Origin of the sequence: Streptomyces sp. NPDC059787 (genome assembly GCF_042732315.1) — a bacterium.
Classification (GTDB): domain Bacteria; phylum Actinomycetota; class Actinomycetes; order Streptomycetales; family Streptomycetaceae; genus Streptomyces; species Streptomyces atrovirens.
In genome coordinates this window covers 281442-303233 of sequence record NZ_JBHWHX010000002.1, presented here as the reverse complement: position 1 = coordinate 303233, position 21792 = coordinate 281442, and the positions used below count along the sequence as shown (strand labels likewise).

Below are 21792 nucleotides of genomic sequence, written 5' to 3'. Positions count from 1 at the left end.
CGACCGACTGACATGACCAGCCGACCGACACGACCGACTGACATGACCAGCCGACCGACACGACCGACTGACATGACCAGCCGACCGACACGACCGACTGACATGACCAGCCGACCGACACGACCGGCCGCCCACCCGGCCGACGCGACCGACCGACGAACAGGAGCCACTGGACATGCCCGACACACCCGCGTCCCAGGCGCCGGAGAACGCTCTGACGTTCACCTTTCCGGGGTCGCAGGACCAAGTGGACACCCTGAACCGGGACCTGGCGGAATGGATCAACGCCACGGACCAGCTGGGCGGCACCGCGGGTCTGCGCACCGCGCCGCCCGCCCCCGGCGAACAGGGCGACGTCGCCGTCGCCGTGGACATCGTCAACGCCTCCGCGGCGGTGATCGCCGCGGCCACCAACGCGTTCTTCCTCTGGCTTCAGCAACGGCGGCCGACCTACCGGCGGATCGAGTTCGAGGTCGTACGGCCCGACGGCACCCGGGTCAGTGGCGCGGTCGACGACGAGGACCAACTGCCCGCGGTCATGGCCCGACTGTCCGGTTTCGTCGCCGCACCGCCCGGAGCGGATGAATGACCTGGGCCACGTGGCGTCCCGCCCCTGACGCCGCGTGCGCGCTGCTCGTCGGCACGGGGCGGCACGTCCGACCCGGTTCCCTGCCCCCCATCCCCCAGGCCGTGACCGCGGCCCGGGCGCTCGGGGCCGCCCTCAGCGGCGACCGGGGGGTGTTCGACGCACGGCGGACCACGGTGGTCCCGGATCCCGCCGACACCCGCCAGGTACTGGACCCCCTGCGCCGTATGGCCCGGGAACCGGGCCTCGACCTGCTGCTCTTCTTCTACTGCGGCCACGGGCTGCTCGGCCGGGACGACCGTCTCTGCCTGGCGCTCACCCCCTCCGCCCAGTCCGGCGGCGGGGGCGATCCGAACCCGTCCCTGCCGTTCGCCGAAGTCGCCGGTCTGATGCGGGAGTCGCCGGCGAGGCACAAGGTCGCGATCCTCGACTGCTGCTTCTCCGGCCGCGCCCTCGGTCCGGACGGCCACGGCATCCACCTGCTCACCGCGTGCGGCCGTACCCAGAAGGCGCTGTTCCCGCCCGAGGGAACACTCACCGGCTTCACCGGGGAACTGCTCCGGATCCTCGACGAGGGCGTCCCCGACGGGCCCCGCCACCTCGGCCTCTCCGACCTCCACGACCGGCTGGCCGTGGTCCTGCCGACCACCCCCGCACCGCGGACCGGTCTCTTCCCCACCGGATACCCCGCGCCCCACCAGCAGACCGTCGACGGCTCGGGCCACATCGCGCTGGCGGCCAACCCGGCCCACGGCACCCGGCGGACACCGGCGGGACTGCGTGCCCGGGGCGCCTTCGCCCAGCGGCTCAAGAAACTCACCGAGCCGTCACCCGACACCCCCGTGCCCGACCCGGCGAGGCTGCCGCAACTGGTCCACGTCCTGGCCGACCTGGCCCGGGAGTCGGCCGAACTCCTCGGCCCGCTCGATGACTTCACCGTCGACGCCCGCCGCAACCACGCCGCCATGACCGGTGCCGCCGGATCCCCCGAGCAGGCCGCGGCCCTGCTGTCCGCCCTGGTCGACGCCCTCCGCGCGCAGTCGCCCGGACACCGGGCCCTTCCCGGAACGGAACGCGCCCTGGCCCACTGGAGCCGGGAACACGACCTCGCCCGCCCCACGCACCGCGCCTGACGACGATTCACAGGTCTCGAAAGAGCAAAGAGGGTTCCCTTTCGGCCAAACCTCGTTGAATCTTAAAACTCCTCATGCGAGGAGAAGTCGTGAAGATCCTTGTGTGCGCCTGGCGTACCGCTCGCCCTCCGCGGCCCGCGCGGTACCCGACGTCACACACGATGTGAAGTTTCCGCATCGAATGTGAAGAAGTCGTGTTCGATGCCTTAGATTCCTTTCAGCCACGCGCCGTTCCCGGCGCATGTTGGCTCGTTCCGGTCGCTTACTGGGTGGGGGCCCTCTCTGATGTCGAGTTCCTTCGACGCGTTCTGGTCATGGCTGGTGCAAGCCGTCGGTGAGACGTCCTGGCGGGACGTCATGCCGCTGGGCATCGCCGGCGTCTTCGTGTGGGGACTGTGGCTGTACCGGGCGGTGCTGTCCCGGTTCGCCAGGCCCGTGGTGAACGACTACCGCACCACCACCTCGGTCGTGGTGCCCGCCTACCGGGAGGACCCGGACATCCTCCTGGACTGCCTGGAGACCTGGCTGGCGCAGGACCCCACGGAGGTGATCATCGTCCCGGACGTGGAGGACCACGAGGTCGTCCGCCGGCTCTCGCTGGTGACCGACCCGCGGGTGCGGGTACTCGCCTTCGAGCACCGCGGCAAGCGCTCGGCGCTGGGCGTGGGCATCCGGGCGGCGACCGGTGAAGTGGTCGTCCTGGTCGACTCCGACACCCGCTGGGAGGAAGGGCTGCTCGACGCGGTGCAGATGCCCTTCGCCGACCCCACGGTCGGCGGCGTCGGCACCCAGCAGAACGTCTACCAGCGCCGCTCCAGCGTCTGGCGGCGCATAGCGGACTGGCTGGTCAACCTCCGCTACTACGACTACGTTCCGGCCATGGGCCGCGCCGGCGCCGTCGCCTGCCTCTCCGGCCGTACGGCGGCCTACCGGCGGGCGGCGATCATCCCCGTGCTGACCAACCTCGAGGACGAGTTCTTCCTCGGCCGCCGGTGCGTCGCGGGCGACGACGGCCGGCTGACCTGGCTGGTGCTGGCCTCCGGCTACAAGACGGTCCACCAGTCCTCCGCCCGCGCACTGTCGATGTTCCCCTCCTCCTTCCGTGCCTTCGTCAAGCAGCGCGTGCGCTGGAGCCGCAACTCCTACCGCTGCTACCTGACCGCCCTGTACAAGGGCTGGCTGTGGCGCGCGCCGCTGGTCACCAAGATCACCGTGCTGCAGATCCTGCTCACCCCCGTCACGATGGGCATGGCCCTCGGCTACCTCCTGCTCAGCCGCCTCGAACTGACGGGGCGGGGGATCGCGCTGGTGCTGATCTGGCTGCTCCTCGGACGGGGCGTACGCGGCTACTCGCACCTGCGCAGGCACCCGCAGGAGGTGCTCCTGCTGCCGCTGCTCGCGGTCGTGGTCGTCATGATCTCGCTCCCGATCAAGCTGTACGCCTTCCTCACCATGAACAAGCAGGGCTGGCTCACCCGCAGCAGCGACACCATCGGCGGCGAGGGCCAGAACTCCGCGTCGCTCGGCGGCACGACGCCGGCTGCGACGCCGGTCACGGCACCGGCTGCGACGCCGGTCACCGCTGCGGCCGCGGAGCCGGCCACGACGCCGGCTGCGGCCACCACGTCGGCCAAGGCCACGTCCGGTCTGGGGGCTTTCCCGTCATGAACCACATGAACCACAAGAACCGCATGAGTCACATGAACCTCATGAACCACCCGCACCGCACCCGCCACCTCGGCCCGGCTGCCCTGCGCACCGCCGCCGTCGCCCTGCCCATGGCGGCCGTGCTCCTGCTCACCCCGGCCGCCCCCGCCTCGGCCGCCGGCGAGGACGCCCCGGCCGGGACGCAGTTCACCGCCGAGGAGTCCGAGACCCAGGCGGCACTGGTCACCGCCGAGGACCACCGGCTCGACCAGGTCCGCGCGGTGTCCGCGGTCGCTCCGCTGAAGGACCAGCGGTACACGAAGCCGTACCGGACCGAGACCACCGGCGGCTACACCCTCGTACTGACCCGGCGCAGCAAGCCGTACACCGTCGCCGATCTCCTGGAGCTCGCGCCGCAGACCTTCGTACGGAAATCCGACGGATCGTATCTGCTGACGGAGAACATCTACCTGAACTCCGGGGCCAAGCTGCGGCTGGCCAACCCCGGCGGGCTGAACCTGCGCCTGGCCAGCAACCGTCAGGGCTTCGTCTCCATCGTCTCCTTCGGCGGCCGGATCACGATCGACGGCGCCGCGCAGGCACACGTCAGGATCAGCAGCTGGGACCCCCGGAAGAACGAGCCGGACACCGACGTCCGGGACGGGCGCGCGTACATCCGCGCCATCGGCGGCCAGTTCTCCATGAGGTACGCCGACGTCTCCGACCTGGGCTTCTGGAGCGGGCGCACCGGCGGGCTCAGCCTCACCGGGACCGACCGGCCCAACACCGGCAGCCTGAGCGGCCCGGACGCCCTCACCGACGAGGACGACGGCCGGCTCAGCAGCAGCGGCGTACTGACCGGCCCGTCGGGTGAGCTGACCACCCCGGACAGCCGCTTCACCACCCCCCAGCTGTCCTACGTGTCGGCGGACATCAGCCACTCCACCGTCTCCGGCAACGTGTACGGGCTGTTCGCCTCCGGGGCCACCGGGGTCACCGTCGAGTCCACCACCATCGAGAAGAGCCGGCAGGACGGCCTCGTACTGCACCGCTTCGTGGTCAACGCGATCGTGGAGAACACGACGGCGCGGGACAACGGCGGCGACGGCTTCGTGATGGCACGTGCCACCCAGCAGGTCCGGGTGACCGGTTCCAAGTCGCTGGGCAACGGCGGCAACGGCTTCACCGTCAGCGGCCAGCCGCTGGCCCACGGCCCCTCCGCCTCCGGCCAGTCCGTCAGCAGCTACGGCTCCAACTCCGTCTCCAGCAGCACCGCCGAGGACAACGGCCACTACGGCATCGAGGTCGTCGGCGGCACGGACGTCGGCGTGCAGGACAACACCGTGACCGGCGGCGACATGGGCATCGTGGTCCGCAAGGACGCCGACAAGGTCGCCGTCACCGGCAACCGTCTGATCGGCCAGTCCCGGCAGGGCATCTCGGTGCGCGACGGCGTGACGGGCGCCAAGGTCACCGGCAACATCGTCGAGCGGGCCGACACCGCCGTCTACGTCCGCGACTCGGTCGCCGAGGTGCGGGGCAACACCGTCGAGGAGGCCGGCAACCACGGCATCTCCATGGTCGGCGGCATCGGCGGCTCCACGGTCTCGTACAACGTCATCGCCGGTGTCGGCCCCAGCGCCGTCGACACCACCCGGGCCCACGGCGACCTCACCGTCAAGGAGAACCAGACCTTCGCCTGGTACGACACCAGCTCGTTCTGGGTGAAGTTCCGGCACTACGCCAGCCCGATGACCCTGCTGTGGGCGGGCATCCTGCTGCTCATCCTGTTCGCCGCGGCCCTGGGCCGGCGCGGACGCCGCAGGCACGGCACGCCCGGCACCCACCCGTACCTGGACAAGGCACCGCTGCCCCAACACAATCTGCGCGAGATCGCCCCGGCGAAGGCGGAAGCGGAGAAGGAGCGGGTTCCGGTGATGGCCGAGTGAACGCGGGAAACCGTGCGGTGTGGCTCGCGGGAGCGGCCCTCGCGGTCGCGGTCGTGGCCCTGGTCGTGGCCCTGACCGCCGCCGGCGGCGGGGACTCCTCGCCCGCGGCGGCCGGACCGGCGAGCACGGCCCCGGCCCCGGCTCCGGCCGCCCGGAGCAGCGCCGCCGAGGAACCGTCCGCGCTCGCCACGGGGCCGATCCCCACCGGGGAGGACCCGGCCGGCACGCCGCGGGCCACCGCCACCGGCTCGGCCGGGGTGTCCGCCGACGCGGTCACCTGCCCCGCGGCCACCGTCGAGGTCACCGACGCCGCGTCGCTGGAGGACGCCCTCGACGAGGCCGTGCCCGGTGACGTCATCCACCTCGCCGACGGCAGCTACGAGGACAGGTTCACCGCCGAAACCGCGGGCACCGCCGACCGGCCGATCTGGGTCTGCGGCGGCCCCGGCGCGGTGATCGACGCCGGTGACGTCGAGGGCGGCTACGCCTTCCACCTCGACGGCGCCGACCACTGGCGGCTGGTCGGCTTCACCGTGCGCAACGGCCAGAAGGGCGTGATGGCGGACCGGGTCGAGCACGCCGTCATCCAGGGCCTGACCGTGGAGCGGATCGGTGACGAGGCCATCCACCTGCGCAACTTCAGCTCGGACAACGTCGTACGCGACAACACCATCCGCGACACCGGGCTGCGCAAGCCGAAGTTCGGCGAAGGCGTGTACATCGGCACCGCCGAGTCCAACTGGTGCACGGTCACCCGGTGCGAGCCGGACAACAGCGACCGCAACGTCGTGAGCGGCAACCACATCAGCGCCGTCACGGCCGAGGCCGTCGACATCAAGGAGGGCACCACCGGCGGCGTCCTCACCCGCAACACCTTCGACGGCTCCGCCCTGTCCGGTTCGCACAACGACTCGTGGGTCGACGTGAAGGGCAACGGCTGGACGATCTCCTTCAACACCGGCCGCCACAGCACCGAGGACGGGTTCCAGACACACGAGATCCTCGACGGCTGGGGCAAGGACAACACCTTCAAGGGCAACACCGCCCACGTGGACGGTCCCGGTTACGGGTTCCACTTCACGCCCGATGACAACGGCAACAAGCTGACCTGCGACAACAAGGCCACGGGTGCGGCAGAAGGCCTCGCGAACACGGACTGCGCCGGCTGACGCCCCCGCTCCTGCCCTTCCCCCCCCCTTCCGGTACCTCACGCGGCGGCCCGTCACACGGCGGGCCACCGCGGCGGCCCACCGCACCCGAAAACCCCGCCCCCGCTCAGCGCTCGGACACGCTTGGAGATGATCATGGACGCCACCACCCTCCCGGAGGACACCGCAGGATCGGGAGCCGGCGAGGCCGCCGAGGCCGCCCCCCGGCTCACCGTCATAGGCACCGGCTACCTCGGGGCCACCCACGCCATCTGCATGGCCGCCCTCGGCTTCGACGTCCTGGGCGTGGACGTGGACCCGGTCAAGATCGAACGGCTCGGCAGGGGCGAGGTCCCCTTCTTCGAGCCCGGCCTGCCCGAACTGCTGGTCAAGACCCTGGACTCGGGGCGGCTGCGGTTCACCACCTCCTTCGAGGAGGCCGCGGAGTTCGGTGACGTCCACTTCATCTGCGTGGGCACGCCCCAGCAGCAGGACTCCGACGCGGCCGACCTGCGCCACGTCGACGCGGCGGTCACCGAGCTCGGCCGGCACCTGCGCCGGCGCGCCCTGGTGGTCGGCAAGTCCACCGTGCCGGTGGGCACCGCGGCCCGGCTGACCGAGCTGGTCCGGAACCTGGCGCCGGCGGGCGACGAGGTGGAACTCGCCTGGAACCCGGAGTTCCTGCGCGAGGGCTACGCCGTGGACGACACCCTGCGCCCGGACCGGCTGGTCTTCGGCACCGCCTCCGCCTGGGCCGAGGAGCGGCTGCGCGCCGCCTTCGCCCCGGTCATCGGCCGGGGCACCCCGGTGGTCGTCACCGACCTGACCACGGCCGAACTGGTCAAGGTCGCCGCCAACTCCTTCCTGGCCACGAAGATCTCGTACATCAACGCCATGGCCGAGGTCTGCGAGGCCACCGGCGGCGACGTCACCGGCCTCGCCGAGGCCCTGGCGTACGACGACCGGATCGGCGGCCGCTTCCTCAAGCCCGGTCTCGGCTTCGGCGGCGGCTGCCTGCCCAAGGACATCCGGGCCTTCGCGCACCGGGCCGAGGAGCTGGGGGTCGGCCAGGCCGTCGGCTTCCTGCGCGAGGTGGACGACATCAACAAGCGCCGCCGCGCCCGTACCGTCGACCTCGTCCGCGAGCTCGCCGGCGGCGACCTCACCGGGGTCCGGGTGACCGCCCTCGGCGCGGCCTTCAAGCCCAACTCCGACGACATCCGCGACGCCCCGGCCCTCGACGTGGCGAGCACCCTGCACCGGCTCGGCGCCCAGGTCACCGTCGTCGACCCGGCCGCCGCCGAGAACGCCCGGCGCAGCCACCCGCAGCTCGACTACGGCACCGACGCGATCTCGGCCGCCGCCGGCGCCGACGTCGTCGTCCTGCTCACCGAGTGGAACGAGTTCCGCCAGATCGCCCCGGAGGCCATGGGCGCCGTGGTGAACCACCGCCGCATCGTCGACGGACGCCACGCCCTCGACTCCGCCCGGTGGCGCGCCGCCGGCTGGGAGTACCGCGCCCTCGGCCGCCCGTGACGAGAGGGTGCGTACCGCTTCGGCCCCCGGGCCGGAACCCGGCACGCCGGGAACCCGGAGGAGCCGCCCCGTTCCACCGGCTCACGCCCGGCCGGGCGGCCCGGGGCCGGTCCGTGCCCCGGGACGCCCGGGGGTGAGCGGCCACGAGCGGCTGCCGAGGGCGTCGTCACCGCGGTGACGACGGCCGCGGGCCGGCACCTCCTCGTGGCCTCGCCGCGGCGCGCGGGCGGTTCGGCGTGGTCCACGTGCGTGGTTCTCGTTCCGCCGACCCGGTGACCGGGTGCGGAAGAGGCATGGGTCCACGGTTTCCGGAAAGGCGGAACGAGTTACTCCCATGTAGTCGGCAGCGGGGAGCGGTCTCGTTCATGGCTCAGGAAGCGGGCCCGGCGACAGCAGAAGAATCCGGTACGGGGACGAAGGCGGCGGAGCCGCGCGGACGCCTCAGACCCGACGCGAGGGGCGGCCGGGGCTTTCCGTCCGCGGTGGCGCACAGCGGACGGGTGAGCGGCCTGGACGGGCTGCGGACGGTGGCGGTCGCACTGGTGCTCGTCTACCACGTGACCCCGGACGCACTGCCGGGCGGCTCGGTCGCCGTGGACCTCTTCTTCACCATCAGCGGTTTCGTCATCACCCGGCTGCTGCTCGCCGAGTACGCCCGCACCGGCGGCGTCGCCCTGCTCCCCTTCTACCGGCGGCGCTGGCTGCGGCTCGTCCCCGCGCTGCTGGCCCTGTGCGCGGTCTGCACGATCCTGTCGACGACCACCTCGCTGTGGGGTTTCGACCACTCCCCGGAGGCGGCGGGGCTGTCGGCGCTGTTCCTGGTCAACGTCGTACGGGCCATGGAGTCCGGACCGTACGGCGACATGATGGGGCCGCTCGCGCACACCTGGTCGCTGGGGGTGGAGGAGCAGTTCTATCTGTTCTGGCCGCTCGTGCTGCTGGTGCTGCTGCGGTACGCCCGCGCCCGCACGGTGCTGCTCTGCACGGCGGCCCTGTGCGCGCTGCCCGTGCTGTGGCGCTTCGCCCTGTGGCAGCCGGACGCGGTCCACCGCATCTACAACGGCACCGACACCCGCGCCGACCAGCTGCTGGCCGGCGCCCTCGTCGCCGTGGTCCTGGCACGGCTGCGCGCCGACGATCCCCGGCTGGCGGCCCTGCGCACCTGGGCGGGCCGGCTGGCCTGGCCGGCGCTGGGCCTGCTGGCGCTGGTGGCCTGGCGGATGCCGGTGACCGCCGGCGCGGGCTCCTGGACGGCCGTCTGGTACACCGTCGGGTTCCTGCTGGTGGCGGCCCTGTCCGCCACCTTGGTCACGGCCCTCGAACTGCGCCCCGCCCAGGGACTCTCCCGGCTGCTCTCACTCACGCCGCTGACCTGGGTGGGCCGCAACCTGAGCTACGGCATCTACCTGTGGCACTACCCCGTCGTACGCCTGCTGGCCTCCCTCGGCATGAAGGACGGACTCCTGCCGGCCACGGCCGTACTGACCGTCCTGCTGGCCCTGCTGTCGTACTACGCCATCGAGGCACCGGCCCTGCGCCGGGCCCGGCGCCCCGCACCGGCCCGGATCTGATCACCCGCCGCCGCCCTCGGCCGGGGCGCGGGCGTGGCCGAGGGCAGCGGCCGGCCTCGCGCCGGTGCCGTCGCTCCCACGACCGACGGTTCATGGATGTGAATCTGATTCAGTGTCAAAGCTCTTGACGTGCCCACGGCAGGCCCCTACGGTCCCGGAAAGCGCTTTCTCCGTTCATGCACTCGAACGCACCGAGGAACTCGTCCCACCAGCCGACCGAACCTGGAGACGAACGATGCACCTGAGACCCGCCCTCGCCTGCGCCGGCCTGCTGGCCGGTACGCTCGTCGCGTTGTCCGGCAACCCCGCGCAGGCCGCCACCGTACGGTACGAGGCCGAGGGGTCCTCGGCGGTCTGTACCGGCGCCGTCGAGACCGAATGGGCCGGATACTCCGGCAGCGGCTTCTGCAACGGCACCAACGGCACCGGCGGCTACGCCCAGTTCACCGTCAGCGCCTCCGCCGACGGCACGGCGACGGTCCAGGTGCGCTTCGCCAACGGCAGCGGCAGCGCACGCGTCGCGAACATCGTGGTGAACGGCAGCACGGTCGCGTCCGCCTCCTTCGAGGCCACCGGCGACTGGACGGGCTGGACGACGAAGACGCTCACCGTGCCGGTGCGGTCGGGCAGCAACACCGTCCGGTTCACGCCCACCTCGTCCGCCGGACTGCCCAACCTCGACTACATCGACGTGGAGACGAGCGGCGGCACGACCACCCCGCCGCCCGCCTCCGCGCTCTACGTCGCACCGGGCGGCAGCGCCGGCGCGTCCGGCACCCAGTCCGACCCGACCACGCTCACCTCCGCGATCGACCGCATCACCCCCGGCGGCACGATCTACCTGCGCGGCGGCACGTACAACCACTCCCAGACCGTCACCATCCCGGCCGGCAACAACGGCACCTCGGGCGACCGTACGGAGCTGGCCGCCTATCCGGGGGAGACGCCCGTACTGAACTTCTCGGCGCAGAGCGAGAGTTCGTCGAACCGCGGGCTCGCCGTGAACGGGTCGTACTGGCACGTCAAGGGGATCGTCGTCGAACGCGCCGGGGACAACGGCATCTTCGTCGGCGGCAGCAACAACGTCTTCGAGCGCACCGTGACCCGGTACAACCGCGACACCGGCCTGCAGCTCTCCCGGATGGCCTCCGACACGCCGAGCAGCCAGTGGCCGTCCAACAACCTGATCCTGAGCGCCGAGTCGCACGACAACGCCGACTCCGACGGCGAGGACGCCGACGGCTTCGCCGCCAAGCTCACCTCAGGACCCGGCAACGTCTTCCGCTACGCCGTCTCCCACAACAACATCGACGACGGCTGGGACCTCTACACCAAGGACGACACCGGCGCGATCGGCGCCGTCACCATCGAGGACTCCCTCGCCTACGAGAACGGCACCCTCTCCAACGGCGGGCAGGCCGGCAACGGCGACCGCAACGGCTACAAGCTCGGCGGCGAGGACATCGCCGTCAACCACGTCGTCCGGCGCAGCATCGCCTACGACAACGGCAAGCACGGGTTCACCTACAACAGCAACCCGGGCTCGATGACCGTGTCGAACAACCTCAGCGTCGACAACGCCGAGCGCAACTTCAACTTCGACGACGGCAGTTCGGTGTTCCGCAACAACACCTCGTGCCGCAGCGGCAGCGGGACGAACGACCGGATCATCGGCAACTCCGACAGCTCGAACCAGTTCTGGTCCGGCTCCAACGGCTCCCGGTGCGCGACCTACTCCGGCGCGCTGGGCTGGTCCTTCGCCTCCGACGGGCGGCTGGTCGTCACCCTCGGCGGGCGGGTCGTGACGCTGTAGGGACCGTGACGCGGTGGCCGGCCCCGGTGGGAACCGGGGCCGGCCGTTTCCCCTTCCCACGGCTCCCTACGACGTCAGGCCGATCTCCGCGCAGTCCGCCGCGTACGCCTCGGTGCAGATGTCCCCGACGGTGTAGACGCCGTCCTGGACCACCGTGGCCTCGATGTTCTCCCTCGTGAGGGCGACCACCGGGACCAGCATCGCCGGGATGTCCTTGCGCGTCGGGCTGTCGACCACGTCACGCGCCAGCGCGTCGAACTGGATCGACCGCTCCTGCACCTTCGCCACCGCCATGTCCGCGGCCCCCGTCGCCTCCAGCAGGAACGACTTGTACACCGTCATGTACTGCTCGCCCGAGACGATCCGCCGCACCGCCGCCAGGTCGGCGTCCTGCCCGGTCACCGGCGGCAGGTCGGTGACACCCGCGTCCTGGAGCACCTCGATGACGGCACCGGCCATGCCGTCGTTCGCCGAGTAGACGGCGGCGATGTTCCCGGCGCCGACCTCCTTCACCGCCTCGCGCATGTGCTCCGCGGCGACCTCGGGCAGCCACTTCCTGGTGTCGTACGACTTGGCGATGTCCACCTTGCCGTTCAGTTCGCCGAGCGCGCCCTTGCGGAACAGTGCCGTGTTCGGGTCGGCGGGCGCGCCGTTCACCATGACGACCTTGCTGTCCTCGGCGTTCTCGCCGAGCGCGTTCACGAGGGCGCGGCCCTGCACCTGGCCGACGAGCTCGTTGTCGTGGGAGACGTACGCGTCGACCGGGCCCTCGGCGAGACGGTCGTAGGCGATGACGGGTATGCCCGCCGCCTTCGCCCTCTCCACGTCCGGCGCGACGGCCCCGGAGTCCACCGCGTTCACCACGATCACGTCGACCTCGTCGGCGACCATCTTCCGGAACTGCTCGCTCTGCCTGTCCTTGCTGCCCTCGGCGTTGGCGTAGACGACCTCGCCCTGCTTGTTGGTGAGGGACGAGACGCGGTCCTCGATGAGGGGGCGGTCGAACTTCTCGAAGCGCGCCGTGTCCTTGTCGGGCAGCAGCAGGCCCACGGTGATGTCGTAGCTCCTGCTCGGTGACGCGGACGCGTCGTCGCCCACCGCGCCGACGACACCGCACGCGGTGAGCGACAGGGCCGACAGGCCGGCGGTCAGGAGCAGGGCGGGGCGGTGTACGGAGGCGGCGCGGGTGCGGGGGGTGGTGCGGGGGTTCACGTGGGGGGCCTTCCGGGCGAGTGCGACGGGGCGACCAGGTGACTGTGTCCGTTGTGCGGGGGTGCGGCAGCCATGCTCACGGCACTCTCGCGGACTGCGCGGAGAATGTGCGCAGGAGCGGCACACAGACTGCACACAGTGGGCCGAAAGCGTCGTTAGCGTGGCTGTCCCCCGCTCCGCACCCCTCGCCCCGGCGGGCGTCGGAGTCGGTACGCCAACTCAGGAAGACAGCGGATGGACTACTGCTCCACGTGTCGCCGGCATCTGAACGGCGCCCTGGTCTGCCCGGGCTGCGGTGCCTACGCCCCCGACATCGCGCCCGCCGTCATCGGCGGCCGTACCGTCCCCGGACCGGCGACGGCCACCGCGCCCGGTGCCGTCGTCACTCCCCCGGCGCCGCCTCCCGGCGACGCGCCGCGGACCTCCGGGCCCACCGGGACGGGCCGGGCGGCGCGGCGGCGGCAACTGGTCCGCTGGAAGAAGACCCAGCGGCGGGCCCTGGTCGCGACGGCCGTCGCCCTCGTCGGCGGCGGGCTGACCCTCGCCTCCATGGACCGGGGCGGCACGGACCGCGCCCAGGCCGCCACGGCACCCGATCTCCGCGGCATGGGCGGCGCCGAGGCCCCCGCGGACCGGTACGACGACCTGGACGCCCCGGCCCCCTCCCCGGACCGTACGGCGCGGTCGCCCTCGGCCGACGACAGGCGCGGGCGGACGGACACCGAAGCCGCACCGGCACCCACCGCACCCTCCCGCACCCGCACGGACGGCGCCGCCGCCCCGGAGACGGCGGTACCGTCACAGCCGCGTACGACCTCCCCGGACCCCGTCTCCCGCTCCGGCTCACGCTCGGACACGGAGCCGGGACCGGAATCCGTGCCGGGCTCCGGGACGGCCACCCGGCCGGCGTCCCCACCCCCGGCCGCCGACGGCGACACCGGCCAGGACGAGAGCTCCCAGCCCGCCCCCTCCCCTCCTGCCGCACCGCCGGCGACCGAGCCGGACCCCTCCCGGCTCTGCCTCCTGGTGATCTGCCTCGGCTGACCTCCCGCCGGGGCGACGCGCCCGCCCCGGCCACGCCCCGCCGCGCGGCCCGGACCGGCCCTGCGGAACAATCGGGACATGAGCATCGTCAAGATCAACGTACTCACGGTCCCGGCGGAGCAGCGCGAGACGCTGGAGCAGCGGTTCGCCGCGCGGGCGGGGGCGGTGGAGGGTTCGGACGGGTTCGAGTGGTTCGAGCTGCTGCGTCCGGTGGAGGGCACCGACACCTACCTCGTCTACACCCGCTGGCGGACCGAGGAGGACTTCCAGCGCTGGATGGCCGGCCGCGGCCAGGCCGCCCACGGCGGGGCCTCCGGTGAGAAGCCCCGGCCGGCGGCCACGGACGCCACGCTGTGGTCCTTCGAGGTGGTCCAGCAGGCCGCGCCCAAGCAGGGCTGACGCCGTGGCCGCCCCCCTCGGCCCGGACGAGGGGACGGCGAATTGCCCCCACGTGAAATGCACATGAAAAGGGGGCGGAAAACAAAGAGCAGGGGCCCGCACCGAAGTGCGGGCCCCTGCTCCTGCAATCCCTGCGCCGGTGATCAGGCGGGGACGATGTTCTCCGCCTGCGGGCCCTTCTGGCCCTGCGTGACGTCGAAGCTCACCTTCTGGCCTTCCTGGAGCTCACGGAAGCCGGAGGTGGCGATGTTCGAGTAGTGGGCGAAGACGTCGGCGCCGCCGCCGTCCTGCTCGATGAAGCCGAAGCCCTTTTCCGAGTTGAACCACTTCACCGTACCGGTGGCCATATCAATTCTCCTGAGACAGTGCCGGGACTCGCACTTTACGAATCCCTTCATCGTCGCGATGATCACCTGCCCGGAGACCCGGTAGCAAACTGGCAACCACAACTGCAACTGACGTCAGCCTAGCACGGAAGAAGTCAACGGCAAGCGAGGAAAATCACTGGAATAAAACGCCGGTGGCGTGTTTAGGGAAAGAGATTTTCTTCAGCGGGAGCGGAAATCCTGTTTCGGCGGGGACAGATTTTCAGCGGTGCCCGTGGATCGCCCCCACGTCGCGCCGGCGCAGCTCCTCGTTGGCGCGTTCGGCCTGTTCCAGCTGGTCCTCGAGGCTGATGATGCGGCACGCGGCGTCGACCGGTGTGCCCTGGTCGACCAGTTCGCGGGCCCGGACGGCCAGCCTCAGCTGGTGGCGCGAGTAGCGGCGGTGGCCGCCCCCCGAGCGCGTCGGGACGATCAGCCGCGCCTCGCCCAGGGCGCGGAGAAAAGCGGGTGTGGCTCCGACCAGTTCGGCGGCCCTGCCCATGGTGTAGGCCGGGAAATGGTCGTCGTCGAGCCGGTCGGCGACGGGGAGCCGGTCCTGGTCCGGCTGCCGGCCGTCGGCGTACGGCTGACTTTCCGAGGGCATACGCACCTTTCCGCGGACCACGGTGGGCACGGTCCGCCACGGGGACGGGTTCCCCACGGGGGAACTCTAGTCGGCTCGACGGAAAATCTGCCGCGGCGGCGGCAGATGTCCTGCACCAGGACGCGTACGGCGGCGTGCCTCCTTCCGGCGGGTGCGGTACGGGCCCACCGCGCCGGGGACGTCACCGGACCGGGGGATCCCGACGTCCTGCAGGTGGGTGGGTGGCCACGGGCTCGCCGGTGCCGTGCCCCTCGGCCGGTCGCGGAAGGCCACGTCGACGAGGGCGGCACGAATGGGGAAGCGGCGGTGGAGCGTCGCGCCGCCGATACCGGCCCGGCGGACGATGCCGGCCGACGGGGCGTCGAACCCCTGCCCGGCGAGGACCACGCCCCCGGCAACCGGCCCCGGCCGCGCGGAGCGCCCCGCCGACGTCGGCGGGCGGACGATGACGGCCTGGGGCGTCGAGCCCCTGCCCGGCGAGGACCGCGTCGGGCGTCCCTCCGGCTCCGGTGGGCGGGGCGGCGGAATCGCCGGTGCCGACGGGCAGGAGCGCGGGGCAGGAAGGCCGGGACGGGCCCCGAGCTGCACACGTGGGGACGCGACGGCCCGTCCCGGCCTTCCTCTGGGCGCAATCTGTCACGCCGCCCCGGCGGGCGCCCGCCGGGGCGGGCCACGAGCGTGACAGGGTCGGACATTCCGGGCGCTTTATCTCATTTCTTCGTCCATACTCGGAAACATGAACACGGCAACGTATGCAGTTCTGGCCGCGGACACACACAGGTGGGCCGTCTTCGGGGCCTTCATCGGCGGGCTGGTCGTGGCCGGCGCGCTGATCTGGGCCGTACGTGTCGGGATGCGGTACATGGACCGGGAGGAGCCCCGCCCCACAGCCGAGGACCAGCCGAGGCTGCCGGACGGCGGCGCGGTCCGCGAGATGCGGGAGATCCGGGAGCCGGACGAGATGCCGGACATGTCGAGGACCGGCTCACGGCTCATGCCCTACGAGCTCCACCACTCCGGGTCCAGAACGGGCAAGGACCAGCAACGCAAGCGCTGGGCGCCCGGATCCAGCGGCGCCTTCGGCAGCGGAGGCCCCGGAAACGTGTGACGTCACCGGGCCGGGGCGGCGTCCCCCACGGTGATCTGGATCTGCTCGCCCGACGCGCTCACGCCGTTCAGGGCGGCGGTGGCCTGGAGCCGGTTGGGGCCGTCCGGGAGGGCGGGACCGGGGGCGCAGCTCCAGCGGCCGTCGGCCCCCGCGGTGTCGGTGCACACCTCGTGGCCGTCCTTGTCGGAGACGGTGACCTGAGCGCCCGGGTGGGCCGTACCGGCGATCGCCGGCCGCGCGCCCAGCGGCACACCGGACTCCGGGCGGGTCAGGGTCGGCTCGGCCAGCCCCACGGTCACCTGACAGCCGCCGGTCGCGCGGGCCGTGCCGGCCGCGTCCGCGAGCCGCAGGACGCATCCGCTCAGCCGGGTCCCGGGCACCGCGTCCGCGGGCACCGCCAGCACGAAGGGGAAGGTACCCGCCCGCCAGGGCCGCTCCGCCGAGACCGCGGTGTAGACCGCGGTGCGGCCGCCGCCGGCCACGGCGCCCCGGTAGCCGGGGGCGTCGAGGGGGACACCCGTCACCCGGGCCCCGGCGGGGGCGGTCAGGGTCAGCGTGGAACCGGCGCCGAGGGCGGAGCCGGCGAGTCCCGCGGCCTCGACGATGCCGTCCCGGCCGGGCGGGATCGTCACGGCGCCCCAGAGGATCCGGTCGCGCGCCGCCGGGGCGCCGTCGGCGGCGGACGCCCCGCCCGCCGGCCACGCACCCGTGAGGATCCCGGCCGCCGTCAGCACGGCGGCCGCCGCTCTCCTGCTGGACCTGTTCATCGTCGGCGGGCTCCCTGTACGGCCGTCACGGACACCCCCGGAGCCGATTCTGCCGGGGTGCCCGCGCGGGCCGCCCGCACTGGACGGCCGTACGGGTGGGCCGGGCGCGGAACCCGCTTCCGGACCGGACGGCGGGAGGAGCACAGTGGAACGAAAGACAGCGGAACGGGCACGGGAGGTGTTCCGGCGTGATCACCGAGCTTGCCGTCGAACGGGTCGAGTTCACGTGCGGCACGTGCTGGCACCACTGGAGCGTGGACTACGACGTCCAGCGCAACATGGACGGCCGCGGGGAGGAGTGGGAGTACTTCTACCGGGACAACACCGCCGTCCCCTCCCCGTACACCCCCGACGGCGCCCCGTCCTGCGAGCACTGCGGACGCCACTGGGTCGGACACCTGGTCGCCCGCCGTCCGGTACCGCTGCCGGGCGTCTCCGACGCGCCGCGCAGCCGCGTCCCGCCGGAGGGCCTGCACCGTCCGGAGCGCCACCGGGCCCCGCTGCTGGAGGCCGACGACCATCCGCAGCCGTCCCGGGAGCCCCCGGAGGACCGGCCGGTCACGGCCCCGCCCTGACCGCCCCGGCGCCGGCGGGCCGGGACCGGGGCGGTGTGCGGGTCAGCGGCCGAGCCAGGCCGTGGTGTCCGGGCCGAGGCGGCCGTCCTCCAGGGGTGCGCTGGTCAGCAGGACCTCGCCCGCCGGGAGGGCGACCGGGTCGGGGGACAGGTTGGTCACGCAGCGCCAGCCGTCGCCGCGGTCGAACTGCAGGACCCCCGCCGGGGTCTCCTCCGCCCAGGTCAGCGTCTCGCCGTCGATCAGCTTGCGGCGCGTCCGCAGGGCCGTGCGGTACAGCTCCAGGGTCGAGCCCTCGACACCGTCCTGCGCCTCGACGGCGTACGCGGCGAAGGACGGCGGCTGCGGCAGCCAGGCACCGGCCGCCCCGAAGCCGTACGACGGACCGGTCGTCGTCCACGGCAGCGGCACCCGGCACCCGTCGCGGCCCTTGCGGACGTGCCCCGTCTGTTCCCAGATCGGGTCCTGGAGGACCTCGGTGGGCAGGTCGGCGACCTCGGGCAGGCCCAGTTCCTCGCCCTGGTAGAGGTACGCCGAGCCGGGGAGCGCCAGCATCAGCAGGGTGGCGGCGCGGGCCCGGCGCAGTCCGGCGTCCGGGTCGACGGCGGGGGCGTGGCCGCCGGACAGCAGCCAGGCGTTCTCGTCCGTGTCCGGCGGCAGCGTCAGCCGGGAGGCGTGCCGGACGACGTCGTGGTTGGAGAGCACCCAGGTCGCCGAGGCGCCGGCGGCGTGCGCGGTCTCCAGCGAGTCGGTGATGACCTGGCGCAGCTCCTCCGCGTCCCACCCGGCCTGCAGGTACTCGAAGTTGAACGCCTGGCCCAGTTCGTCCGGACGGGCGTACAGGGCGCGCCGGGCGCCGGGGACCCAGGCCTCGGCGACGGCCATCCGGGGCGGGGAGTAGGCGTCGAGGATCTTGCGCCAGTCGCGGTAGATCTCGTGCACCTCGTCCCGGTCGTAGAAGGGGTGGGTGCCGGGCGGGAAGTCGGCGAGGGCGGCCTCACCGCCCGAGGCGTGGTCGCCGAGGTCGCGCAGCGGCTCGTCGAGGTCCTTGGTGAGGGCGTGCGCGACGTCCACGCGGAAGCCGTCCACGCCCCGGTCGGACCAGAACCGCAGGGTGGTGCGGACGTCGTCGCGGACCTCCTGGTTCCCCCAGTTGAGGTCGGGCTGCTCGGCGGCGAACAGGTGCAGGTACCACTGTCCGTCCGGGACCCGCTGCCAGGCGCTGCCGCCGAACACGGACTGCCAGTCGGTGGGCGGCAGCTCGCCCCGCTCCCCCTTGCCGTCGCGGAAGACGTAGCGGTCGCGGGCGGGGGAGCCGGGTCCGGCGCGCAGCGCCTCCTGGAACCAGACGTGCCGGTGGGAGCTGTGGTTGGGGACGATGTCGACGATCACCTTCAGGCCGAGCCGGTGGGCCTCGGCGACGAGCGCGTCGAAGTCGTCGAGGGTGCCCAGGCGCGGGTCGACGTCACGCGGATCGGCGACGTCGTAGCCGCCGTCGGCGAGCTCGGAGGGGTAGAAGGGGCTCAGCCAGAGGGCGTCGACACCGAGGGCGGCGAGGTGGGTGAGGCGCCGGGTGATGCCGCGCAGGTCACCGAGTCCGTCGCCGTCGGCGTCGGCGAAGCTGCGGGGGTAGACCTGGTAGACGACGGCCTGCCGCCACCAGTCGGGGTTCCTGGAGGAGAGGTCGGGCGTGGCGTCGGGGGCGGGGTGCGGCGGCCGGGGGTCGGGCATGGGGGTGCGGTCGGTCACGCGGTCTCCTCTGGGTGCGTGCGGGTACCGGCGGAGAATCTGTCCACAACACCGTAAAAGCGAACACACCGGAAGCGTGGAGCCATTCCCGGCGGGTGTGGCGTACGGCACGTTCGCCCCGGCCGCCGGAATCGAACTTGCGGCCGATCGCCCATCGGCGTGTTCGACCACCACCGCCACCGGGAGGTCCGCCGGCTCCTCCCGGTGGCGGCTTCCTCACCGCCCCGTCCGCGGTGTGCCGGTGGTTCAGGCGGGGTCCCAGAGCGCGGTGCCCCGCAGGTCGGACCGTTCCGCGATCCGCCGCAGCAGCTCCGTCACGGGCAGGGCGCCGGGCCGCCTCCCGTCCCTGAGCCGTACGGCGAGCAGCCCGTCCCCGGCCTCCCGGGCGCCGAGGACCGCCTGGTACGGGACCAGCCGGGACCGGCGGATCCGGGCGCCGAGGCTGCCCTCGCCGGTTCCGGTCACCTCCGCCCGCAGGCCCAGCCCGCCGGCCCGCCGTACGACGTCGTACGCCCGTTCCTCCTGAGCCTCGCCCACCGGCAGCACCGCGAGCTGCACCGGTGCCAGCCACACCGGGAGGGCGCCACCGTGTTCCTCCAGGAGGTGGGCGACCGCCCGTTCCACGCTGCCGATGACGCTGCGGTGCACCATGACGGGGCGGTGCCGGGCGCCGTCGGGGCCGGTGTAGCGCAGGTCGAAGCGCTCCGGTTGGTGGAAGTCGATCTGCACGGTGGACAGGGTGGACTCGCGGCCCGCCGGGTCGGTGATCTGCACGTCGATCTTCGGGCCGTAGAAGGCGGCCTCCCCTTCGGCGGCCTCGTACTCGACCCCGGAGGTGTCCAGGACCTCGCGCAGGAGGGCGGTGGCCCGTTCCCACAGGGCGGGGTCGGCGACGTACTTGCCGCCGCCGCCCGGCAGGGAGAGGCGGTGGCGGGCGGCGCGGATGCCGAGGTCGGCGTAGGCGCGGGAGATGAGCGCGAGGGCGGCGCGGGCCTCCTCCACGGCCTGCTCCAGGGTGCAGAAGATGTGCGCGTCGTTGAGCTGGATGGCCCGTACGCGGGTCAGTCCGCCCAGCACCCCGGACGGCTCGGAGCGGTACATGCCGCCCAGCTCGGCCAGGCGCAGCGGCAGCTCGCGGTAACTGCGGGAGCGGGAGCGGTAGACGAGGGCGTGGTGCGGACAGAGGCTCGGCCGCAGGACGACCTGCTCCGCGCCCAGCTCCATGGGCGGGAACATGTCCTCGCTGTAGTGGTCCCAGTGCCCGGAGATCTCGTACAGCTCGCGTTTGCCGAGCACCGGCGAGTACACGTGCCGGTACCCGGCCGCGCGTTCCGCCTCGCGGACGTACTCCTCCAGGGTGTGCCGTACGACGGCGCCGTCGGGCAGCCAGTACGGCAGGCCCGCGCCCATCAGCGGATCGGTGTCGAACAGGCCTAGCTCACGGCCGAGGCGTCGGTGGTCGTGCACGGTGGGCTCCTCGTGGTCGTGAGGCGAGCACCACGCGCGACGAAGCCCCGGGGCACTCGCCCCGGGGCTTCGTCAGTGGTCAGCTGTCAGCGCGCCGGGACCTGGTCCGGCGTCGTCGTGCGGGACGAGTGGGCGCGCTGCATGCCGACGACGTTAACAGGGGGACGGGCGGCGGGCGAGCCGTTTTCCCTCCGGGCGGCTCACCCGAACGACCCGCCGCGCTGGTGGGGCGGGCGGCCCGGTGGTGCCGTAGGAGCACGGCCGCTCGTGGACGGCCAGGTTCCCCCAGGAGGCACCCCGATGACCCATGCCCCGGCCGCCGCCCGCACCCTCCTCGCCGCCGCGCTGTCGGTGACGGTCCTGCTGACCGCGGCGGCGTGCGTGGCCGGCGACCGGGAGGTGCCGCGCGCACTGCCCGCGGGCGTGTCCGAACCGCCGTCGGTCTCCGCGCCCGCGGCTCCCGAGGCTTCCCCCGCCGCCCGGCCCTCACCTTCCGCTCAGGCACTGAGCGAGGAGCAGTTGCGGGCGGCGCTGATCACGGAGACGGACCTGGGGGAGCCGTGGACGGCGAGCCGGGGCGCGGCGACCTGGCGGGACGGGATGCTCAAGGCGAAGACGGAGGACGCCGACTGCCGCCGGCTGCTCGACACCCTCTACACGGAGGAGCCGTTCGGCCCGCCGTCCGGACCGGACGCCACCGCCACGCTCGACGACGCCTACAACGAATCCCAGCTGCGCTACCAGGTCGCCGCGCACCCGCCCGCCGACGTGGACCGCGTCCTGGCCTGGCTGAGGACGCTGCCGGAGAAGTGCGAGCGGTTCGAGGCGACGGCCACCCGGGCCGGCGACCAGCTCGTCGAGGTGGCGGAACTCCCGCTCCCGGAGGCCGGTGACGCGCGGGCGGGACTGCGGCTGACGATGACCGGGAAGGCGTCCGACGGAGCCCCGACGCACCTCACCGTGAACCTCGCGGCGGTCCGCGTCGGCGAGGACACGATCACCCTCACCAACGGCGGCTTCGGCGCGGTCCTCCCCGAGGTCACCCAGGCGATGACCCAACTCGGCGCGGACCGCCTGGCGGACGTCGGCCGGCAGGCGCGGGTACGGGTCTGAGGCGGGTCC

The 21792-nt window shown here is 72.8% G+C and carries 18 protein-coding genes and 1 pseudogene; 13 read left to right on the top strand and 6 right to left on the bottom strand.

The window, feature by feature from the left end; translation table 11 throughout:
* Window positions 1–175: 175 nt before the first annotated feature.
* From ACFV5H_RS03355 to ACFV5H_RS03320, 8 genes are all read left to right on the top strand, one after another.
* Window positions 176–589: a hypothetical protein gene (locus ACFV5H_RS03355; protein ID WP_385052394.1), complete on the top strand. Its 414-nt coding sequence runs from the start codon at window positions 176–178 to the stop codon at window positions 587–589.
* Window positions 586–1719, top strand: coding sequence for a hypothetical protein (locus tag ACFV5H_RS03350; RefSeq protein ID WP_385192515.1), 1134 nt, complete (start codon window positions 586–588; stop codon window positions 1717–1719). The genes ACFV5H_RS03355 and ACFV5H_RS03350 overlap by 4 nt, the downstream gene beginning before the upstream one ends.
* A 285-nt stretch (window positions 1720–2004) precedes the next feature.
* Window positions 2005–3387 carry a glycosyltransferase family 2 protein gene (locus tag ACFV5H_RS03345; RefSeq protein WP_385052400.1) on the top strand — a complete coding sequence of 461 codons (1383 nt, stop codon included), beginning with the start codon at window positions 2005–2007 and terminating at the stop codon, window positions 3385–3387.
* A gap of 23 nt (window positions 3388–3410) precedes the next feature.
* Window positions 3411–5315, top strand: a complete 1905-nt coding sequence (locus ACFV5H_RS03340; RefSeq protein WP_385192513.1) for a right-handed parallel beta-helix repeat-containing protein — start codon at window positions 3411–3413, stop codon at window positions 5313–5315.
* Window positions 5312–6484 carry a nitrous oxide reductase family maturation protein NosD gene (locus ACFV5H_RS03335; RefSeq protein WP_385052406.1) on the top strand — a complete coding sequence of 391 codons (1173 nt, stop codon included), beginning with the start codon at window positions 5312–5314 and terminating at the stop codon, window positions 6482–6484. Before ACFV5H_RS03340 ends, ACFV5H_RS03335 begins: the two co-directional genes overlap by 4 nt.
* 135 nt (window positions 6485–6619) lie before the next feature.
* Entirely contained in the window at window positions 6620–7999 is a 1380-nt protein-coding gene (locus tag ACFV5H_RS03330) for a UDP-glucose dehydrogenase family protein (protein ID WP_385192510.1), read from the top strand.
* Between the two features lie 365 nt (window positions 8000–8364).
* Entirely contained in the window at window positions 8365–9570 is a 1206-nt protein-coding gene (locus ACFV5H_RS03325) for an acyltransferase family protein (protein ID WP_385052412.1), read from the top strand.
* A gap of 235 nt (window positions 9571–9805) precedes the next feature.
* Window positions 9806–11383, top strand: coding sequence for a carbohydrate-binding protein (locus tag ACFV5H_RS03320; RefSeq protein WP_385192508.1), 1578 nt, complete (start codon window positions 9806–9808; stop codon window positions 11381–11383).
* Window positions 11384–11449: 66 nt separating this feature from the next.
* On the opposite strand, the gene ACFV5H_RS03315 is transcribed toward ACFV5H_RS03320, so the two are convergent.
* Window positions 11450–12595, bottom strand: a complete 1146-nt coding sequence (locus ACFV5H_RS03315) for a sugar ABC transporter substrate-binding protein (RefSeq protein ID WP_385192505.1) — start codon at window positions 12593–12595, stop codon at window positions 11450–11452.
* A 234-nt stretch (window positions 12596–12829) separates the two neighbouring features.
* On the opposite strand from ACFV5H_RS03315, the gene ACFV5H_RS03310 reads away from it, so the two are divergent.
* Together ACFV5H_RS03310 and ACFV5H_RS03305 are read left to right on the top strand one after the other, a co-directional pair.
* Window positions 12830–13639 carry a hypothetical protein gene (locus tag ACFV5H_RS03310; protein ID WP_385192502.1) on the top strand — a complete coding sequence of 270 codons (810 nt, stop codon included), beginning with the start codon at window positions 12830–12832 and terminating at the stop codon, window positions 13637–13639.
* Between the two features lie 78 nt (window positions 13640–13717).
* A complete protein-coding gene (locus ACFV5H_RS03305) occupies window positions 13718–14038 on the top strand; it encodes an antibiotic biosynthesis monooxygenase family protein (RefSeq protein ID WP_385052423.1) in 321 nt (106 codons plus the stop codon).
* A gap of 143 nt (window positions 14039–14181) precedes the next feature.
* Here ACFV5H_RS03305 and ACFV5H_RS03300 read toward each other — a convergent pair whose 3' ends face one another.
* A complete protein-coding gene (locus tag ACFV5H_RS03300) occupies window positions 14182–14385 on the bottom strand; it encodes a cold-shock protein (protein WP_003969786.1) in 204 nt (67 codons plus the stop codon).
* 241 nt (window positions 14386–14626) lie between these two features.
* Window positions 14627–15007 carry a MerR family transcriptional regulator gene (locus ACFV5H_RS03295; protein ID WP_385052425.1) on the bottom strand — a complete coding sequence of 127 codons (381 nt, stop codon included), beginning with the start codon at window positions 15005–15007 and terminating at the stop codon, window positions 14627–14629.
* 736 nt (window positions 15008–15743) lie between these two features.
* On the opposite strand from ACFV5H_RS03295, the gene ACFV5H_RS03290 reads away from it, so the two are divergent.
* Complete coding sequence (locus tag ACFV5H_RS03290; RefSeq protein ID WP_385052428.1) at window positions 15744–16115, top strand: DUF6479 family protein; 372 nt, start codon at window positions 15744–15746, stop codon at window positions 16113–16115.
* A 2-nt stretch (window positions 16116–16117) separates the two neighbouring features.
* On the opposite strand, the gene ACFV5H_RS03285 is transcribed toward ACFV5H_RS03290, so the two are convergent.
* Window positions 16118–16882, bottom strand: a complete 765-nt coding sequence (locus ACFV5H_RS03285) for a carboxypeptidase regulatory-like domain-containing protein (protein WP_385192500.1) — start codon at window positions 16880–16882, stop codon at window positions 16118–16120.
* Between the two features lie 188 nt (window positions 16883–17070).
* Between ACFV5H_RS03285 and ACFV5H_RS03280 the strand changes: the two genes are divergently transcribed.
* Window positions 17071–17457, top strand: coding sequence for a hypothetical protein (locus tag ACFV5H_RS03280; RefSeq protein ID WP_385052433.1), 387 nt, complete (start codon window positions 17071–17073; stop codon window positions 17455–17457).
* 42 nt (window positions 17458–17499) lie between these two features.
* On the opposite strand, the gene ACFV5H_RS03275 is transcribed toward ACFV5H_RS03280, so the two are convergent.
* Together ACFV5H_RS03275 and thrS are read right to left on the bottom strand one after the other, a co-directional pair.
* Window positions 17500–19203, bottom strand: coding sequence for a glycoside hydrolase family 13 protein (locus tag ACFV5H_RS03275; protein ID WP_385192497.1), 1704 nt, complete (start codon window positions 19201–19203; stop codon window positions 17500–17502).
* Between the two features lie 246 nt (window positions 19204–19449).
* Window positions 19450–20673 (bottom strand): annotated as a pseudogene (gene thrS / locus ACFV5H_RS03270) (threonine--tRNA ligase); the annotation flags it as partial.
* Between the two features lie 297 nt (window positions 20674–20970).
* Between thrS and ACFV5H_RS03265 the strand changes: the two are divergent.
* Entirely contained in the window at window positions 20971–21783 is an 813-nt protein-coding gene (locus ACFV5H_RS03265; RefSeq protein ID WP_385192495.1) for a hypothetical protein, read from the top strand.
* Window positions 21784–21792 lie beyond the last annotated feature (9 nt).

Bases quoted from the DNA above. Each gene is read 5' to 3' on its own strand.
- ACFV5H_RS03355 (WP_385052394.1), top strand. From the start codon at position 176: ATGCCCGACACACCCGCGTCCCAGGCGCCGGAGAACGCTCTGACGTTC.
- ACFV5H_RS03350 (WP_385192515.1), top strand. From the start codon at position 586: ATGACCTGGGCCACGTGGCGTCCCGCCCCTGACGCCGCGTGCGCGCTG.
- ACFV5H_RS03345 (WP_385052400.1), top strand. From the start codon at position 2,005: ATGTCGAGTTCCTTCGACGCGTTCTGGTCATGGCTGGTGCAAGCCGTC.
- ACFV5H_RS03340 (WP_385192513.1), top strand. From the start codon at position 3,411: ATGAGTCACATGAACCTCATGAACCACCCGCACCGCACCCGCCACCTC.
- ACFV5H_RS03330 (WP_385192510.1), top strand. From the start codon at position 6,620: ATGGACGCCACCACCCTCCCGGAGGACACCGCAGGATCGGGAGCCGGC.
- ACFV5H_RS03325 (WP_385052412.1), top strand. From the start codon at position 8,365: ATGGCTCAGGAAGCGGGCCCGGCGACAGCAGAAGAATCCGGTACGGGG.
- ACFV5H_RS03320 (WP_385192508.1), top strand. From the start codon at position 9,806: ATGCACCTGAGACCCGCCCTCGCCTGCGCCGGCCTGCTGGCCGGTACG.
- ACFV5H_RS03310 (WP_385192502.1), top strand. From the start codon at position 12,830: ATGGACTACTGCTCCACGTGTCGCCGGCATCTGAACGGCGCCCTGGTC.
- ACFV5H_RS03305 (WP_385052423.1), top strand. From the start codon at position 13,718: ATGAGCATCGTCAAGATCAACGTACTCACGGTCCCGGCGGAGCAGCGC.
- ACFV5H_RS03300 (WP_003969786.1), bottom strand. From the start codon at position 14,385: ATGGCCACCGGTACGGTGAAGTGGTTCAACTCGGAAAAGGGCTTCGGC.
- ACFV5H_RS03295 (WP_385052425.1), bottom strand. From the start codon at position 15,007: ATGCCCTCGGAAAGTCAGCCGTACGCCGACGGCCGGCAGCCGGACCAG.
- ACFV5H_RS03290 (WP_385052428.1), top strand. From the start codon at position 15,744: ATGAACACGGCAACGTATGCAGTTCTGGCCGCGGACACACACAGGTGG.
- ACFV5H_RS03285 (WP_385192500.1), bottom strand. From the start codon at position 16,882: ATGAACAGGTCCAGCAGGAGAGCGGCGGCCGCCGTGCTGACGGCGGCC.
- ACFV5H_RS03265 (WP_385192495.1), top strand. From the start codon at position 20,971: ATGACCCATGCCCCGGCCGCCGCCCGCACCCTCCTCGCCGCCGCGCTG.